General features: G+C 71.6%; 9 protein-coding genes. 8 read left to right on the top strand and 1 reads right to left on the bottom strand.

Going from position 1 to position 16,960, the window contains the following annotated elements:
* The first annotated feature begins 4 nt into the window (after positions 1–4).
* The 4 genes from mrdA to ACZ52C_RS35335 all read left to right on the top strand — a co-directional run bounded on the left by mrdA (position 5) and on the right by ACZ52C_RS35335 (position 7,292).
* Positions 5–2,386 (top strand): penicillin-binding protein 2, encoded by a 2,382-nt coding sequence (gene mrdA, locus ACZ52C_RS35350; RefSeq protein ID WP_469078630.1) that lies wholly within the window; start codon positions 5–7, stop codon positions 2,384–2,386.
* Positions 2,383–3,579 carry a rod shape-determining protein RodA gene (rodA, locus tag ACZ52C_RS35345; RefSeq protein ID WP_469078629.1) on the top strand — a complete coding sequence of 399 codons (1,197 nt, stop codon included), beginning with the start codon at positions 2,383–2,385 and terminating at the stop codon, positions 3,577–3,579. The genes mrdA and rodA overlap by 4 nt, the downstream gene beginning before the upstream one ends.
* A gap of 89 nt (positions 3,580–3,668) precedes the next feature.
* Complete coding sequence (locus tag ACZ52C_RS35340) at positions 3,669–5,219, top strand: CYTH and CHAD domain-containing protein (protein WP_469078628.1); 1,551 nt, start codon at positions 3,669–3,671, stop codon at positions 5,217–5,219.
* A 120-nt stretch (positions 5,220–5,339) separates the two neighbouring features.
* Positions 5,340–7,292, top strand: coding sequence for a TIGR03960 family B12-binding radical SAM protein (locus tag ACZ52C_RS35335; RefSeq protein WP_469078627.1), 1,953 nt, complete (start codon positions 5,340–5,342; stop codon positions 7,290–7,292).
* 94 nt (positions 7,293–7,386) lie between these two features.
* On the opposite strand, the gene ACZ52C_RS35330 is transcribed toward ACZ52C_RS35335, so the two are convergent.
* Positions 7,387–8,868, bottom strand: coding sequence for a collagen-like protein (locus ACZ52C_RS35330; protein ID WP_469078626.1), 1,482 nt, complete (start codon positions 8,866–8,868; stop codon positions 7,387–7,389).
* 238 nt (positions 8,869–9,106) lie between these two features.
* On the opposite strand from ACZ52C_RS35330, the gene ACZ52C_RS35325 reads away from it, so the two are divergent.
* From ACZ52C_RS35325 to ACZ52C_RS35310, 4 genes are all read left to right on the top strand, one after another.
* A complete protein-coding gene (locus tag ACZ52C_RS35325) occupies positions 9,107–10,270 on the top strand; it encodes a glycosyltransferase (RefSeq protein ID WP_469078625.1) in 1,164 nt (387 codons plus the stop codon).
* 111 nt (positions 10,271–10,381) lie between these two features.
* The gene (locus ACZ52C_RS35320) at positions 10,382–11,497 is read left to right on the top strand and encodes a hypothetical protein (protein ID WP_469078624.1); all 1,116 of its coding nucleotides are present in this window, start codon (positions 10,382–10,384) and stop codon (positions 11,495–11,497) included.
* 48 nt (positions 11,498–11,545) lie between these two features.
* Complete coding sequence (locus ACZ52C_RS35315; RefSeq protein WP_469078623.1) at positions 11,546–12,388, top strand: TIGR03936 family radical SAM-associated protein; 843 nt, start codon at positions 11,546–11,548, stop codon at positions 12,386–12,388.
* Positions 12,389–12,633: 245 nt separating this feature from the next.
* Positions 12,634–16,809 (top strand): Rne/Rng family ribonuclease, encoded by a 4,176-nt coding sequence (locus tag ACZ52C_RS35310; protein ID WP_469078622.1) that lies wholly within the window; start codon positions 12,634–12,636, stop codon positions 16,807–16,809.
* Positions 16,810–16,960: the final 151 nt, after the last annotated feature.

The raw sequence follows: 16,960 nt of genomic DNA, 5'->3' as shown, positions 1-16,960 counted from the left end.
GGCAGTGACCAACATCCCGGAGACCGGGCGGACCCCACGGGTCCAGATCCGGCTCGTCATCATCCAGATCCTCGTCTTCTCCCTCCTCGGCACTCTCGGCGGCCGCCTCTGGTACCTCCAGATCCGCGAGGGCGACGCCTACGCCAAGGAGGCCTCCGGCAACCACGTCCAGCAGGTCGTCCAGCCCGCCGTGCGCGGCTCGATCCTGGACGCCCGCGGAGTGCCGATCGCGGACAACGAGACCCGTCTGGTCGTCTCCGCCTCCCGCACCGACCTGCTGAAGATGGACGACGACGGCAAGGCCGTCCTCACCAAACTCGCCGACGTCCTGGACATGAAGCCGCAGGACGTCATGGACAAGGTCCGGCTCTGCGACTCCGAGACCCCCCAGCCCTGCTGGAACGGCTCGCCCTACCAGCCGATCCCCATCACCGACGAGGCCACCGCCAAGCAGGCCCTGCAGATCCGCGAACGCTCCGAGGACTTCCCCGGCATCACCGCCGAACCCCAGGCCGTCCGCCGGTACGCCAGCCCCGGCGGCTCCCAGACCTCGCAGGTCCTCGGCTACCTCTCCCCGGTCACCGACGAGGAGATCACCAAGGCCCAGGACACCGACTCGCCGTATCTGCGCTCCGACCAGGTCGGCCGCTCCGGCCTGGAGCGCCAGTACGACAAGGAGCTGCGCGGCAAGGCCGGCGTCACCCGGTACGAGGTCGACAACCTCGGCCGGGTCATCGGCGAGGCCGAGGCCGACCCCGCCCAGCCCGGCGCCAATCTCGTCACCAGCATCGACGCCCGCGTGCAGCGCATCGCCGAGTACGAACTCAACGAGGCGATGAAGGAAGCCCGCAAGCAGAACGACCGCAACACCGGGACGAACTACAAGGCCGACTCCGGTGCCGTCGTCGTGATGGAGGCCAAGACCGGCCGCGTCGTCGCCATGGCCTCCAACCCGGACTACGACCCGAACGCCTGGGTCGGCGGCATCTCCGCCAAGGACTACGCCAGGCTCACCGGCAAGAAGTCCAACTACCCGTTGCTGAACCGCGCGATCCAGGGCCAGTCGGCCCCCGGCTCGGTCTTCAAGGTGATCCCGACCGCCGCCGCGGTGAACGCGGGCTACTCCTTCAACGGCCCCTACCCATGCTCCAGTTCGTACTCGATCGGCGGCCAGGTCTTCAAGAACTTCGAGTCCCAGAGCCACGGCGCGATCAGCCTCGGCCGCGCCCTGGAGGTCTCCTGCGACACCGTCTTCTACCGTCTCTCCCACGAGGAGTGGAAGCGCGACGGCGGCACCAAGCCGAAGAAGAACGCCAAGGACTGGTTCTACAAGACCGCCCACCAGTTCGGCCTCGGCGCCGAGACCGGCATCGACCTGCCCAACGAGGTCACCGGCCGCATCCCCGACCGCAAGTGGAAGCAGGACTACTGGAAGGCCAACAAGGACGCCTGGTGCAAGTACGGCAAGAAGGGCGGCTCGTACGCCGAGCAGATCGCCTACGAGAACTGCCTCGAAGGCAACCGCCTGCGCGCCGGTGACTCCGTCAACTACTCCATCGGCCAGGGCGACACCCTCGTCACCCCCATTCAGATGGCCACCATCTACGCGGCCATCTCCAACGGCGGCACTCTCTACGACCCCACGGTCGGCAAGGCCATCATCAGCCCCGACGGCAAGAACGTCCGGGAGATCGAGCCCAAGTCGCACGGCAAGCTGCCGATGACGAAGCAGACCCGCGACGAGATAGACCAAGCTCTCGAGGGAGTCGCCACCCGAGGCACGGCGGCCTGGCGCTTCCAGGGCTGGCCGCAGGACAAGATCCCGATGCACGCCAAGACCGGTACCGCCGAGGTCTACGGCAAGCAGACGACCTCATGGTTCACCACGTACACCAAGGACTACGCGATCGTGATGACGATCTCCCAGGGTGGTACGGGCTCCGGCGCCTCGGCACCCGCCGTGCGCAAGCTCTACAACGCGCTCTACGGCGTCTCCGAGGACGGGAAGATCGACAAGAAGAAGGCGCTGCTGCCCACCCCGCAGAAGGGCCTGCCGAAGATCGAGTCCGACGGCTCGATCGACTCCCCGAAGGTGGAGTCCTACCCGCCGAAGAAGCCGAAGAACGAGGCCACCGAGGACGACACCCAGGCGATCGCCGCAGGACCGGGCGCCCAGCCGGTCTCCTTCGACACCCCGGCGGCGATCCTCGGCACGCGCGGCGGCGGCACCAACCGCGCCGCACGCCGCCGCGCCGACCGCGGTCGACGGCGTACGAGCGGCGGCGGAGGCTGTCGCGGTGGCAGCGGCGGCGGTAGTGCCGGCGGCTGCGACAGGGGCAGGGGCAGGGGCATCGGCCACCGCGGGGGACGGAGGAGGTCCGGATGACCGGCAACAGCTTCTCCGTCTCCGGGTACGGACCCGAACGCACCGGCTGGACCCGGCTGTTCGCCCGTGACTCGCTCGCCCGCCGGCTCGACTGGCCGATACTGTTCTCGGCCATCGCCCTCTCCCTGATCGGCGCGGCCCTCGTCTACTCGGCGACCCGCAACCGCACCGAGCTGAACCAGGGCGACCCGTACTACTTCCTGCTCCGGCACCTGCTCAACACCGGCATCGGCTTCGCCCTGATGATCGGCACGGTCTGGCTGGGCCACCGCACCCTGCGCACAGCCGTACCCATCCTCTACGGCATCTCGGTGCTGCTGATCCTGATGGTGCTCACCCCGCTGGGCGCGACCATCAACGGCGCGCACGCCTGGATCGTCATCGGCGGCGGCTTCTCGCTCCAGCCCTCCGAGTTCGTGAAGGGCACGATCATCCTGGGCATGGCGATGCTGCTGGCGGCCCGGGTGGACGCGGGCGACAAACCCCACCCCGACCATCGCACCGTCGTCCAGGCCCTCGGTCTGGCCGCCGTCCCGATACTGATCGTGCTGCTCATGCCCGACCTCGGCTCGGTCATGGTCATGGTGGTCATCGTGCTCGGGGTCCTGCTCACCTCCGGCGCGTCCAACCGGTGGGTCCTCGGCCTCATCGGCACCGGCGCCATGGGCGCGATCGCCGTCTGGCAGCTCGGGGTGCTCGACGAGTACCAGATCAACCGCTTCGCCGCCTTCGCCAACCCCGAGCTCGACCCGGCCGGCGTGGGCTACAACACCAACCAGGCCCGGATCGCCATCGGCTCGGGCGGACTGCTGGGCACCGGGCTCTTCAAGGGCTCGCAGACCACGGGACAGTTCGTGCCCGAGCAGCAGACCGACTTCGTCTTCACGGTGGCGGGGGAGGAGCTCGGGTTCGTGGGCGCCGGGCTGATCATCCTGCTCCTCGGCGTCGTCCTGTGGCGGGCCTGCCGGATCGCCCGCGAGACCACCGAGCTGTACGGCACGATCGTCGCCGGCGGCATCATCGCCTGGTTCGCCTTCCAGTCCTTCGAGAACATCGGGATGACCCTCGGCATCATGCCGGTGGCGGGACTGCCGCTGCCGTTCGTGTCGTACGGCGGGTCGTCGATGTTCGCGGTGTGGGTGGCGGTGGGGTTGCTCCAGTCCATCAGAGTGCAGCGCCCCATGTCGGCATAGGGCTCCGCGCCCCCTCGGGGCAGGCCTCCGCTCCCCGCCGGGAGCGCGATGGTCTGCCCCTTTGCCGAATATGCGACTAGATTCAATTCATGGCGGACATCAAGCGCGAGATCGAGCGGAAGTACGAGTCCGACGAGAGCGGCCTGCCGGACCTCACCGGTGTGGCCGGGGTCGCGACCGTCATCGACAAGGGCGTGGCCGAGCTGGACGCCGTCTACTACGACACCGCCGACGAACGGCTCGCCGCCGCCTCCATCACCCTGCGCCGCCGCACCGGCGGCAGCGACGCGGGCTGGCATCTGAAGGTCCCCGTCTCCTCGGGGGTGCGGGACGAGATCCGGGCCCCGCTGTCCGAGACGCTGCCCGACGAACTCGCCGGTCTGGTGCGCTCCCGGGTCCGGACGGCCGAGCTGGTGCCGCTGGTCCGTCTCCTCTCCACCCGCGACGTCAGGGAGCTGCTCGACGCGGACGGCGCGCTGCTGGCCGAGGTCAGCGTGGACGCCGTGGTCGCCGAGCGGCTCACCGAGGACGGCCGGACCGCGCAGTGGTCCGAGATCGAGGTCGAACTCGCCGACGAGGGTGACCCCGCGTTCCTCGACAAGGTCGAGAAGAAGCTGCGCAAGGCGGGCGTACGGCCCTCGGAGTCACCGTCGAAGCTCGCCAGGGCCCTCCAGGAGACGGCCCCGAAAAAGGGCGGCAACAAGGCCGGGAAGAAGGGCCGCAAGGCGGACCGGAAGGCCGGGGCGGTGGTGCCGGGTGAGCCCGTGACCCCCGGTGATCATGTTCTCGCCTATGTCCGTGCCCAGCGGGACGCGATCGTCGAGCTGGACCCCGCCGTCCGCCGGGACGTCTTCGACTCCGTCCACAGCATGCGGGTCGCCACGCGCCGGCTGCGCAGCACCTTCAAGTCGTTCGGCAAGGTGCTGGACCGGGCCGTCACGGACCCGATCGGCGAGGAGCTGAAGTGGCTTGCGGGGGAGCTGGGTGTCGACCGTGACCAGGAGGTTCTGACGAAACGGCTCACCGAGGCACTGGACGGCCTCCCCGAGAGCCTGGTGACGGGGCCGGTCCACGCGCGGCTGCGCGCCTGGTCGGGCAAGGACGGCCGTACCGGCCCCCGGGGCGAACTGATCGCGGCGCTGGACGGACCGCGGTATCTGGAGCTGCTGGAGTCCCTCGACGCCGTGATCGCGGACCCGCCGCTGCGCAAGGGCGCCCACGCCGACCCCGAGAAGGTGATCACCAAGGCGGTCCGGAAGGACTTCGCCAAGGTGGCGGCCCTGGTCGAGGAGGCCCTGGCACAGCCGTCCGGCGCCGACCGCGACCTCGCCATGCACGAGGCACGCAAGAAGACCAAGCGCACCCGGTACGCGGCCGAGGCCGCGCACCCTTTGCTGGGCAAGCCGGCCAAGGCCCTGGTCAAAGACATGAAGGCCTTGCAGAGCCTCCTCGGCGACCACCAGGACAGCGTGATGGCCCGCGAGGCCCTGCGTGACCTCGCCCACCAGGCCCACGCGGCACCGGGGGAGAGCGCCTTCACGTACGGACTGCTGTACGGCAGGGAGGAACGACGGGCCGAGCTGGCGGAGGAGGCCCTGCCGGGAGAGTGGGCGAGGATCAGCAAGGACATGCCCTTCTGACCGGTCCACCGGTAAACGGGCGTGCGAGGGGTGCCTCCCGGGGCGTTACGCTAGATGGTCACCCTCCCCCAGCCTCCGGCCGGGGGTGCCCCCAGTCAGCTCACGAAGGTAACTCCCGCGATGTCTGTCGAGTCGGTCTTCCCACAGCTAGAGGCCCTGCTCCCGCATGTGCAGAAGCCGATCCAGTACGTGGGCGGTGAGCTCAACTCCACTGTCAAGCCCTGGGAGTCCGCGGACGTCCGCTGGGCGCTCATGTACCCCGACGCGTACGAGGTCGGTCTGCCCAACCAGGGCGTCATGATCCTCTACGAGGTCCTGAACGAGCGCGAGGGGGTCCTCGCCGAGCGCACGTACAGCGTGTGGCCGGACCTGGAGGCGCTGATGCGGGAGCACGACGTCCCGCAGTTCACCGTCGACAGCCACCGCCCGGTGAAGGCCTTCGACGTGTTCGGTCTGTCCTTCTCCACGGAGCTGGGCTACACCAACATGCTGACCGCCCTGGACCTGGCCGGGATCCCCCTGGCGTCCAAGGACCGCACGCTCGACGACCCGATCGTGCTGGCCGGCGGCCACGCGGCGTTCAACCCGGAGCCGATCGCCGACTTCATCGACGCGGCGATCATCGGCGACGGCGAGCAGGCCGTGCTGGACATGACCGAGATCATCCGCGCCTGGAAGGCCGAGGGCCGGCCGGGTGGCCGCGAGGAGGTCCTGTTCCGCCTCGCGAGGACGGGCTCGGTCTACATCCCCGCCTTCTACGACGTGGAGTACCTGCCCGACGGCCGTATCGGCCGTGTCGTGCCGAACCGGTCCGGTGTCCCGTGGCGGGTGTCCAAGCACACCGTCATGGACCTGGACGAGTGGCCCTACCCGAAGCAGCCCCTGGTCCCGCTCGCCGAGACGGTCCACGAGCGCATGTCGGTGGAGATCTTCCGCGGCTGCACGCGCGGCTGCCGCTTCTGCCAGGCGGGCATGATCACCCGCCCGGTCCGTGAGCGTTCCATCACGGGCATCGGCGAGATGGTCGAGAAGGGTCTGAAGGCGACGGGCTTCGAGGAGGTCGGCCTCCTCTCCCTCTCCTCCGCCGACCACAGCGAGATCGGCGACATCGCCAAGGGCCTGGCGGACCGGTACGAGGAGGACAAGATCGGCCTGTCCCTCCCCTCGACCCGGGTGGACGCCTTCAACGTCGACCTCGCGAACGAACTGACCCGCAACGGCCGGCGCTCGGGTCTGACCTTCGCGCCCGAGGGCGGCTCCGAGCGTATGCGCAAGGTCATCAACAAGATGGTCTCGGAGGAGGACCTGATCCGGACGGTCTCCACGGCGTACGGCAACGGCTGGCGCCAGGTGAAGCTGTACTTCATGTGCGGCCTGCCGACGGAGACCGACGAGGACGTCCTCCAGATCGCCGACATGGCGACCCGGGTCATCCAGAAGGGCCGCGAGGTCTCCGGCTCCAACGACATCCGCTGCACGGTGTCGATCGGCGGCTTCGTCCCGAAGCCCCACACCCCCTTCCAGTGGGCGCCGCAGCTCTCCGCCGAGGAGACGGACGCCCGGCTGGAGAAGCTCCGCGACAAGATCCGCGGCGACAAGAAGTACGGCCGCTCCATCGGCTTCCGCTACCACGACGGCAAGCCGGGCATCGTCGAGGGCCTGCTGTCGCGCGGCGACCGCCGCATCGGCGCCGTCATCCGCGCGGTCTACGAGGACGGCGGCCGCTTCGACGGCTGGCGCGAGCACTTCTCCTACGACCGCTGGATGAGCTGCGCGGACAAGGCCCTGGCCGACTTCGGACTCGACGTCGACTGGTACACCACCCGCGAGCGCACCTACGAGGAGGTCCTGCCCTGGGACCACCTGGACTCCGGCCTCGACAAGGACTGGCTCTGGGAGGACTGGCAGGACGCCCTCGACGAGACCGAGGTCGAGGACTGCCGCTGGACCCCGTGCTTCGACTGCGGCGTGTGCCCGCAGATGGACACCAGCATCCAGATCGGCCCGACGGGCAAGAAGCTGCTGCCGTTGACGGTGAAGCAGCCGGTGGGGAGTGCGGGGCACAGTCACTGACCCGGTCGCGGCCGACAGGTCGTCGAGGGGTGTCCGGAGGGCCGTTCGGCCGTGCTCCGGACACCCCTTCTCATGTACTACCGGCTACTGCCGGTCACTCCCGGCCGCTCACGCGCGGCGTGACGGTCGAGCCGCCGTTGACGATGTTGTCCGACGGCTGGAGTTCGACCCGGTACCAGGGGCGCGGGTTGCCCTGGTCGTCGTCGCAGTTCAGGGTGGGGTGGGGCTGGGTGTCCACCGGTACGCAGGTCGTCTCCCAGACCTGGCCCACGGTGGTGACGACGTTGAACTTCACGAGGCCCTTCGAGGCGCTCGCGTGGTCGCCGTTGGGCTGGCCCTTGCCCTCGCCGTGGTCGGTGCCGACGCTCCCGCCGTGGTCCTGGGCGTGTCCGCTGCTCGTGCCCTGGTCGTGGCCCTGGCTCTGACCCGTCTGCTGGGCGTGACCGGTGCTCGTGCCCTGACTCTGGCTCTGCTCTGTGCTCTGGCTGTGGCCCTGGCTCTGCTCTGTGCTCTGGCCCTGGCTCTGGCCGTTCTGCTGGGCGTGGCCCTGGCTCTGGCCCGACTGCTGGCCCTGGCTCTGGCTCTGGCCGGTGCTCTGCCCGTGTGCGTAGCTCTCACCGTGGGCGTTCGCGTTGACGGAGACACCGCAGGCGAAGCCGACGTAGCGGTCCTGCGAATCACGGCCGCCGTTCGGGAAGTCGGGGTGGGTGCTGAGATCGGTCCACAGGAACGGGTGGGCGGCCGAGCCCTGGAGGTCGCGGATGCCCGCGAAGACCCGTCCGTCGGTCAGGACGACCCGGAACTCGCGCTTCTTGGAGTCCTGCACCGCGTCGATGTCGGAGCAGGGGCCGGCGGGCCCGGTGGCTCCCGTGGCGCCGGTGGCTCCCGTCTGCCCGTCCGCTCCCGTGGCACCGGTGGGGCCCTCGGGTCCTGCGGGACCGTCCGCTCCGGTGGCGCCCGTCGCACCCGTGGGTCCTGCGGGACCGTCCGCTCCGGTGGCGCCCGTCGCACCCGTGGGTCCGGCCGGGCCGTCCGATCCGGTGGCGCCGGTGGCACCCGTGGCGCCCGTGGCTCCGGTAGGTCCGGCGGGGCCCTGCTCACCGGTGTCGCCCTGCGGGCCGACCTCACCCTGGGGGCCGGTGTCGCCCTGGGGGCCCGTGTCCCCCTGGGGACCGGTGTCACCCCTCGGGCCCGTGGGGCCCTGAGGTCCGGGCGGGCCGCTGGGGCCCTCCTCGCAGTGGTCGTCGTTGCCACCGAGTGCCGCGGTGCGGTTCTGGTCCTCGTCGTACCAGTCGGGCGCCGATCCGTCGTACTCGTCGTGCTGTTGTCCGTTGTCGTCGTGCTGTTGTCCGTTGCCGGCGTGGTGCTGGTCACCGTGATCCTCGGCGGGCGGGCACTCGTCGTTGCCGGCTCTCGCCACGCTGGAGTGCTCGGACACGCTGCGCGCTGCCGCCGCGGCGGGGCCGGCCAGTCCGGCGGTCACCGCCAGTGCGAGCGAGGCATACGTGCTGACCTTGGTGATCCTGTGGCGTGCCAGCGGGCCTATCAGCGAGATCGTCCTGCGCTCAGGACTCATCTATTGCTCCTCTTTTCAACCGGTTTGGGGCTTTTCCCCGCACTCGATCGTGAGCCTCGCTCCTGTCCACCGGCTCGACCAGCGAGCTGGACCGGACGGGGATGGAGATCATCAAATCGGCCTAAACAGCCCTCACGGGTGGGCTAATTCGCCGCCGTCGACAGGTATTTGTGCGATATGAGGGGGTATGTCACGCGGCCGCTCGGGCAGCGTTCAACGTCCCGGGACCGGTGAGGCCGTGAAGCCGCAGACCATCTGCCTCTGCATGATCGTCAAGAACGAGGCGCGGGTGATCGAGCGCTGCCTCGCCTCCGTCCGCCCGCTGATCGACACCTGGGTCATCACCGACACCGGCTCGACGGACGGCACGCCGGACCTGATCCGCGAGGCGCTGGCCGGCATCCCCGGCGAGCTGCGCGAGGAGCCCTGGGTCGACTTCGGCCACAACCGGACGCGGAACATCCAACACGCCCGGGGAAAAGCCGACTTCCTGCTCACCGTCGACGCCGACCACGTACTGCGCCAGGACGCGCCGCTGCCCCGGCTCACGGCGACCTCGTACATGCTGCGCTACGACACGCCCGGCACCCAGCACCGCTTCAAGCACCTGATGCGGGGGGACCTGCTCTGGCGCTACGAAGGGGTCACGCACGAGTACCCGTGCACCGACGGGCCCGATGTCCAGGAGAACCTGGACGCCCTCGTGATCGAGGACCACGCGGACGGCGGCTGCCGTAGCGACAAGTTCGAACGCGACGCCCAGCTGCTCCGACGTGAGCTGGAGCGCGACCCCACCAACCCCCGCACCGTCTTCTACCTGGCCAACACCGAACGCGACCTCGGCCACGCGCGCGAGGCGATCGACCTCTACGAGCGACGGGCGGCGATGGGCGGCTGGGGCGAGGAGGTCTACTGCTCGCTGTTGGAGGCGGGCATCCTCCGAGCGGAGGAGGAAGAGGACTGGCCGGGAGCCATGGACACCTTCTCCCGTGCCTGGGAGGCGCGTCCCACCAGGCTCGAGGCCTGCTACGAGTTGGCCTCCCGGCTGCGGCTCCGGCGGCGCCACCACACCGCGCACGCCCTCCTCGTCGACGTCCTCGACCGGCCCGCGCCGGACGACCTGCTCTTCACCAAGCCGTGGGTCTACCGGTGGGGCCTGCTGTTCGAGTTCTCCATCACCGCCCACTGGGTCGGTGACCACGCCGCCGCGCTCCGGGCCTGCGACCGGCTGCTGGCCATGCGGGACCTGCCCGAACGGGTCCGCCGCCAGGTCGAGATCAACCGGGAGTTCTCCGCGCCGCACGCCGACCGTACGGACCTGTCCGCCGTGGTGCGCCGCCCCAAGGCCGCCCGGGCCGGCAAGGCGGCCAGGTCCACGAGGTCCTCCGGACGCAAGCGGTAGGACGCGCGGGAGCGGGTGCGGGAGTAGGTGCGGGGCGGCCTGGGGCCGACGCGGTGCGAACTCGTCGCCGCCGGCTGGATCCGGACGGCACGCTGAGGCGTCTACGACGTCATGGACCTGGAGAAAAGGCCCGCCCGGCAGCAGTCCGAGGCGCGCCGGACGCCCGCCGAGGCGCAGCAGGCGCCCGAGGGGTGTCTCGTCGTCGCGATCCGGATACCCGTGCGGATCGTGGTGCTCGTGCTGGTCGTGCCCGTGCGCATGGTGTGGGACGCGCTGGTGGTGGGCGGGCGGGTGCTCATGGACACCGTGTTGCGGCCGGCGGGCCGCGCGGCGCTGTGGGTCGGCCGGGCCGTCCTGGTCCTGCCGTGCGTGGCGCTGTGGCGGTACGTCGTCGTGCCGCTCGCCCAGCTGCTCGGGTGGCTCGGCCACCGGCTGCTGGTCGTCCCGGCGGTATGGACGTACCGGTACGTGCTGACGCCCGTGGGGTACGCGATCGCGTGGGCGGCCGCCGGTGTCCTGGCCGGGTGCGGCTGGGTCGCCCAGGGTGTCCTGGCCGCGTTGCTGTGGCTGTACCGGTGGACGGCGGTGCCGGTCGGGCGGAGCGTCGCCTGGCTGGTCCGCCACCTTCTGGTCGTCCCGGCGGTGTGGCTGTACCGGTATGTGCTGACGCCTGTGGGGCACGCGATCCGGTGGGTGGCCCTGGGGGTCGTGTGGCTCGTACGGATGATCTTCACCGGGCTCTGGCTCGGCGTCCACTGGACGCTGCGCGTGCTGCTGGTGCTGCCCGCGCTCGCCCTGTGGCGCTGGGTGCTCGCGCCCGTCGGACGGCTCCTCGCCGTCGTCGGCCGGGAGATCGGGGCGGCCCTCGGGCACGCGTGGCGGGTGGCCGGGCGGATCTCGCTCGCCGTCGGACGGTTCCTCGCGAACCTGTTCCGGTGGCTCCTGGTCGAGCCGACACGGTGGGTGTACCGAACCGTCCTCACCCCCGCCGGTCACTTCGTCCGCGACGTGGTGGGGAAGCCGCTCGCGGCGGCCGGTCGCGCCGTGGGCCGGGCCACCCGGCAGGCCCTGGCCACCGCCCGCGAGACCGTCCGTCAGGCCCGCGCCGGTGTGCGCGCGGCGCTCTTCGGACGGCCCGCGGAACCGAAGCCCGTCCACAGGCGGGAACCGAGGGCCGCCGAGGCACGTACTCTTGGTAGTAGTACGACCGCTCTCACGAAGGACTGAACGACACTGGGCAAGCGACAGCCCGAAGGCCCGCCGCCCGCACCCGCGGTGCAGCGCATCCGACTGCGCTACACCAAGCGCGGCCGCCTCCGGTTCACCAGCCACCGTGACTTCCAGCGCGCCTTCGAGCGTGCGCTGCGCCGTGCCGAGGTGCCGATGGCGTACTCGGCGGGGTTCACGCCGCATCCGAAGGTGTCGTACGCCAATGCCGCACCCACCGGCACGGGCAGTGAGGCGGAGTATCTGGAGATCGCGCTCACCGCGGCGCGTGATCCGGAGAAGCTCAGGATCCTGCTCGACGAGTCGCTGCCCACGGGCCTCGACATCGTCGACGCCGTCGAGGCCCGGACCTCCGGGCTCGCCGACCGGCTCACGGCCTCCGAATGGGAACTGCGTCTGGACGGCGTGAACCCCGAGGAAGCCGCGCGCGCGGTCGAGGCCTTCAAGGCCTCGGACCTCGTCGAGGTCCAGCGCAGGACCAAGAACGGCGTACGGACCTTCGACGCCCGTGCCGCCGTCGTCGACCTCGACAGCCGCGACGGACACGACGCCCGTGAAGGACGTGACACGAGCGCCGGAGCGGACGATTCTGAGACGCCCGTTCCACAGGCTGATAGGCCGACGGACCAGCCCTGTGCGATACTGCGGCTGGTTGTTCGGCACGTGACGCCTGCCGTACGACCCGACGACGTCCTGTCCGGTCTCCGCGCCGTGGCCGACCTGGCGCCGCCGGTCCCCGCAGCGGTGACCAGGCTGGCGCAGGGGCTTTTCGATGAAGAGACCGGCACGGTGACCGACCCGCTCGCGCCCGACCGCGAGGCAGCGCCGGCCCTCTCAACGGCCGAACCCGCTGCCGCCGCGAAGGCGTCGGCGCCGGTAGGCCCCGCGTAGGGACGGACGTCGTAGCGCCGCCCTCTGATCCGGGAGCCACCTGGGTCGGGCAGCGCACCGACCACAAGACTTTCGCCAGGCCGTACGCAACATGGCGTACGGAACCGGCGAGACAGGACACAGAGAGCTCCCGTGCGGCGCCCGCGCCCCGGACGGCGGCAGTCGCGTACGACGCGAGCCGCGGACGTCACCGGCCATGCCGGACCGAGTGCGGCGCCCGGGAGCCTGACGGGAGAAACGCCCGCATGCCCGAATCGATCGAACACGCCGAGCCCGCCGAGGGCTCCGAACACAACACGCCGAGCGACACCCTGCCGCCGCGCCGACGCCGCCGTGCCGCGTCCCGCCCCGCGGGACCGCCGTCCGCCGCCTCCGAGGCAGCCGCGGAGACCACCGCGCCGGCCGTACCGGCCGCCGACTCGGAGGACCTCGCGGCCATCGAGCCGACCGAGGCGGACGAGACCACCGAGACCGTCGAGGACGACGTGACCGGTGAGGACGCGCAGGGCACCGCCGCCGAGGAGGCCGCGCCCGCCGGGCGTACGCGCCGTCGCGCGACCCGCCGTGCCTCCGCGCCCGCCGGTGCGCCCAAGGACGCCGAGGTCGTCGAAGTCGTCGAGACCGTGGCACCGGCCGCCTCCGCCGAGAGCGCCGCCGAGCCCGCCGCCGTCGCCGAGGCGCCCGCCGCCGTCGAGGAGGCCGCGCCCGCCGGGCGTACGCGCCGTCGCGCGACCCGCCGCGCCTCCGCGCCCACCGGTGCGCCCAAGGACGCCGAAGGGACCGCCGCCGAGCCGACGACGGTGGCCGAGCCCGAGGTCCCCGCCGAGCCCGTCGAGGCGCCCGCCGCCGTCGAGGAGGCCGCGCCCGCCGCACGTCCGCGCCGTCGCGCCACGCGCCGGGCGTCCGCGCCCGCCGGGGGGCCGAAGGCCGCGGAGATCGTGGAAGCTCCCGCGGAGGCCGTGGAGGCTCCGGCGGAGGCCGTGGAGACCTCGCCCGCCGTCGTACAGGAGAGTGCGCCCGTGGAGGCGGCGGCCGAGGAGGCCGCGCCCCGTCGCACCCGTCGCCGCGCCACACGCAGGGTTGCCGCGCCCGAGGGCGAGGCCGCCGAGACCGTGTCGGCCCCGGCCGAGCAGGCGCCCGCGGCCGAGACCACCGCCGAGGCCGCCCCGGCGACCGCCGTCGCCGAGCGTGAGCCGGTCAAGGCGCCGCGCGCGGCCGCCGAGGCCGAGGCCGAGGCCGAGGTCGAGGAGGCCGGTCCGCGTCGGGCCCGTCGCCGGTCCACCCGTAAGGCGGCCGGTGGCTTCTCCGCGCCGGCGGCGCCGGTCGCGGAGGACACGCCGTCGCGTCCGTCGCGGCCCGCCGTGGCCGTGTTCCAGGCGCCGGTGTTCACCGAGCCGATGTTCCAGACGCCGGAGCGGGCCGCCGCGCAGGCCGCCGCCGAGGCCACGCAGGCCGAGACCGAGCCGGTCGAGTCGGCTGAGACCGCCGAGACCACCGACCTCGGCGGATTCGCCGAGGAGGAGCCCACCGGCGGCTCGCGGCGTCGCCGCCGTCGCCGGGGCGAGCCCGCCGAGGCCGAGCAGCCCGCTGCCGCCCCCGTGGTCGTCGACGAGCCGGAGGAGCCCGAGGACTCCGAGGAGACCGGCGAGGCCGCCGACGAGGGCGACGAGTACGGCGAGGAGGAGTCCACCGGGTCGCGGCGTCGCCGCCGCCGGGGTGGCCGCCGTCGTCGCCGGGGCGAGTCGGCCGAGGCCGAGGACGCCGCCGAGGGCGATGACCTCGCCGCCGAGCAGGCCGAGCAGGACACCGAGGACACCGCCGAGCAGCTGGACGAGGACGCCGAGGACGAGGGCGACGAGCGCGAGGAGTCCGGTTCGGGCTCCAGCAGCAGCCGCCGGCGTCGTCGCCGTCGTCGCCGCGCCGGTGACTCCGGCACCGAGGCCGAGGCGGTCTCGGACGACCCCGAGCGCACGGTCGTCAAGGTCCGTGAGCCGCGCGAGCGGCGCGCCAAGGAGACCGAGTTCTCCGACGAGGTGCAGTCCATCAAGGGCTCCACCCGGCTGGAGGCCAAGAAGCAGCGCCGTCGGGAAGGCCGCGAGCAGGGCCGCCGTCGCGTCCCGATCATCACCGAGGCCGAGTTCCTCGCCCGCCGCGAGGCCGTCGAGCGCGTCATGGTCGTCCGCCAGAGCGGTGAGCGCACCCAGATCGGCGTCCTGGAAGACAACGTGCTCGTCGAGCACTACGTCAACAAGGAGCAGGCGACCTCGTACGTCGGCAACGTCTACCTCGGCAAGGTGCAGAACGTGCTGCCGTCGATGGAGGCCGCCTTCATCGACATCGGCAAGGGGCGCAACGCCGTCCTGTACGCCGGTGAGGTCAACTTCGAGGCGCTGGGCATGGCCAACGGGCCCCGCCGCATCGAGTCCGCCCTGAAGTCCGGGCAGTCCGTGCTCGTCCAGGTCACCAAGGACCCGATCGGGCACAAGGGCGCGCGTCTGACCAGCCAGGTCTCCCTGCCCGGCCGGTACCTGGTCTACGTCCCCGAGGGGTCGATGACCGGTATCAGCCGCAAGCTGCCCGACACCGAGCGGGCCCGGCTGAAGTCCATCCTCAAGAAGATCGTCCCCGAGGACGCGGGCGTCATCGTGCGCACCGCCGCCGAGGGCGCGAGCGAGGACGAGCTGCGCCGTGACGTCGAGCGGTTGCAGGCGCAGTGGGAGGACATCCAGAAGAAGGCCAAGAACGGCAACGCGCCGACGCTGCTGTACGGCGAGCCGGACATGACCGTCCGGGTCGTCCGCGACATCTTCAACGAGGACTTCTCGAAGGTCATCGTCAGTGGCGAGGAAGCCTGGGAGACCATCCACGGCTATGTCTCGCACGTCGCGCCCGACCTGGCGGACCGGCTGCAGAAGTGGACCTCCGAGGTCGACGTCTTCGCGACGTACCGCATCGACGAGCAGCTGATGAAGGCGCTGGACCGCAAGGTGTGGCTGCCCAGCGGTGGTTCGCTGGTGATCGACAAGACCGAGGCCATGATCGTGGTCGACGTCAACACCGGTAAGTTCACCGGCCAGGGCGGCAACCTGGAGGAGACGGTCACCAGGAACAACCTGGAGGCGGCCGAGGAGATCGTGCGCCAGCTGCGGCTGCGCGACCTCGGCGGCATCGTCGTCATCGACTTCATCGACATGGTCCTGGAGTCCAACCGGGACCTGGTGCTGCGGCGCCTGCTGGAGTGCCTGGGACGCGACCGTACGAAGCACCAGGTCGCCGAGGTCACCTCGCTGGGCCTCGTGCAGATGACCCGCAAGCGGGTCGGCCAGGGTCTGCTGGAGTCCTTCTCCGAGACCTGTGTGCACTGCAACGGGCGCGGCGTGATCGTGCACATGGACCAGCCGACCGCCCCGGGCGGTGGCGGCAAGCGCCGTAAGCGCGGGCGTGGCGGTGCCGAGCACGACCACGAGCACGTGTCCGCTCCCGAGGCCGCCCTGCCGGCGGAGTCGGCCGAGCTGGTCGAGGCCGAGGTGGCCGCCGAGGTCGCCGAGCCCGTGGCGCTGCCCGCCCCGGAGTTCGAGCCGGACGAGGAGCTGTACAGCAGCGTCGCCGAGGCCGAGGCGGCGGTCGGACGCGGCCGTTCGCGCCGTCGGGCGACCCGCCGGGCGTCGGCACCTTCCGGTGCCCCGCAGTCCCGCGAGTCCCGAGAGGCCGTGGCGGTCACCACCGTCTCCGAGGACCGTGCCCCGAAGTCGCGGGAGGCCGCCGAGGCGGAGCCCGTCGCGGTGGAGGACCCGGTCGTCGAGATGCCGGCCGCCGCGCCGAGCACCGAGGAGGCCGCGCCCAAGGGCCGTACGCGTCGTCGGGCGACCCGGAAGGTGTCCGCCCCCGCGGGCGCGCCGGGCGGGGCGGCCGCGGACGACGCCGCGGTCACGGTCGAGCCGGCCCCGGAGCCGGTGGCCGAGCCGGTCGCCGAGCCCGTGGCCGAGGAGGCCGCGCGGCCCGAGGCGGCGGCCGTCGCCGAGAGCGCGGCTCCGGCCCGTCCGCGTCGGCGTGCCGTGCGCAAGGCGACCGCGCCCACCGCGTCCGAGGATGCGGCCGTGGTCGTGGTCCCGTCGGCTCCGGCCGAGGATGCGGCCGAGGCTCCCGTCGAGGCTCCGGTCGAGGAGGCCGCTCCGGCCGCCGAGGAGACCGAGGCCGGGACCGAGGCCGAGGCGCCCGCCAAGAAGGCGGCGGCGCGCAAGACGGCCAAGAAGGCCACGGCGAAGAAGGCCGCCACGAAGAAGACGGCGGCCGCCAAGAAGACCGTCGCGAAGAAGGCCACGGCCAAGAAGGCGGCCACCAAGAAGTCGGCCGCGAAGAAGACCACGGTGGCCGCCGAGCAGTCCTCGGCCACGGTGACGGCTTCGACCGACGAGGGCTGAGCCCACGGGGCGGACGTCCGGTCCGCTCCAACTGATGCCCCCGGCGGGTGGTTTGACCACCCGCCGGGGGCATCGGCGTCTACGGGGAGAGTAACTTCACACCCGCTGGGGAGTTTTGTGCGGGTTTACCTTTCTCTGTCGTCTCATCCGC

The organism is Streptomyces sp. NPDC034049 (assembly GCF_055575575.1).
The sequence above is the reverse complement of the archived record's forward strand: the minus strand, read 5'-3'. Positions and strand labels throughout refer to the sequence as shown.

Coding starts and splice junctions, on each gene's coding strand:
- rodA (WP_469078629.1), top strand. CDS start 2,383: ATGACCGGCAACAGCTTCTCCGTCTCCGGGTACGGACCCGAACGCACC.
- ACZ52C_RS35340 (WP_469078628.1), top strand. CDS start 3,669: ATGGCGGACATCAAGCGCGAGATCGAGCGGAAGTACGAGTCCGACGAG.
- ACZ52C_RS35335 (WP_469078627.1), top strand. CDS start 5,340: ATGTCTGTCGAGTCGGTCTTCCCACAGCTAGAGGCCCTGCTCCCGCAT.
- ACZ52C_RS35330 (WP_469078626.1), bottom strand. CDS start 8,868: ATGAGTCCTGAGCGCAGGACGATCTCGCTGATAGGCCCGCTGGCACGC.
- ACZ52C_RS35320 (WP_469078624.1), top strand. CDS start 10,382: ATGGACCTGGAGAAAAGGCCCGCCCGGCAGCAGTCCGAGGCGCGCCGG.
- ACZ52C_RS35310 (WP_469078622.1), top strand. CDS start 12,634: ATGCCCGAATCGATCGAACACGCCGAGCCCGCCGAGGGCTCCGAACAC.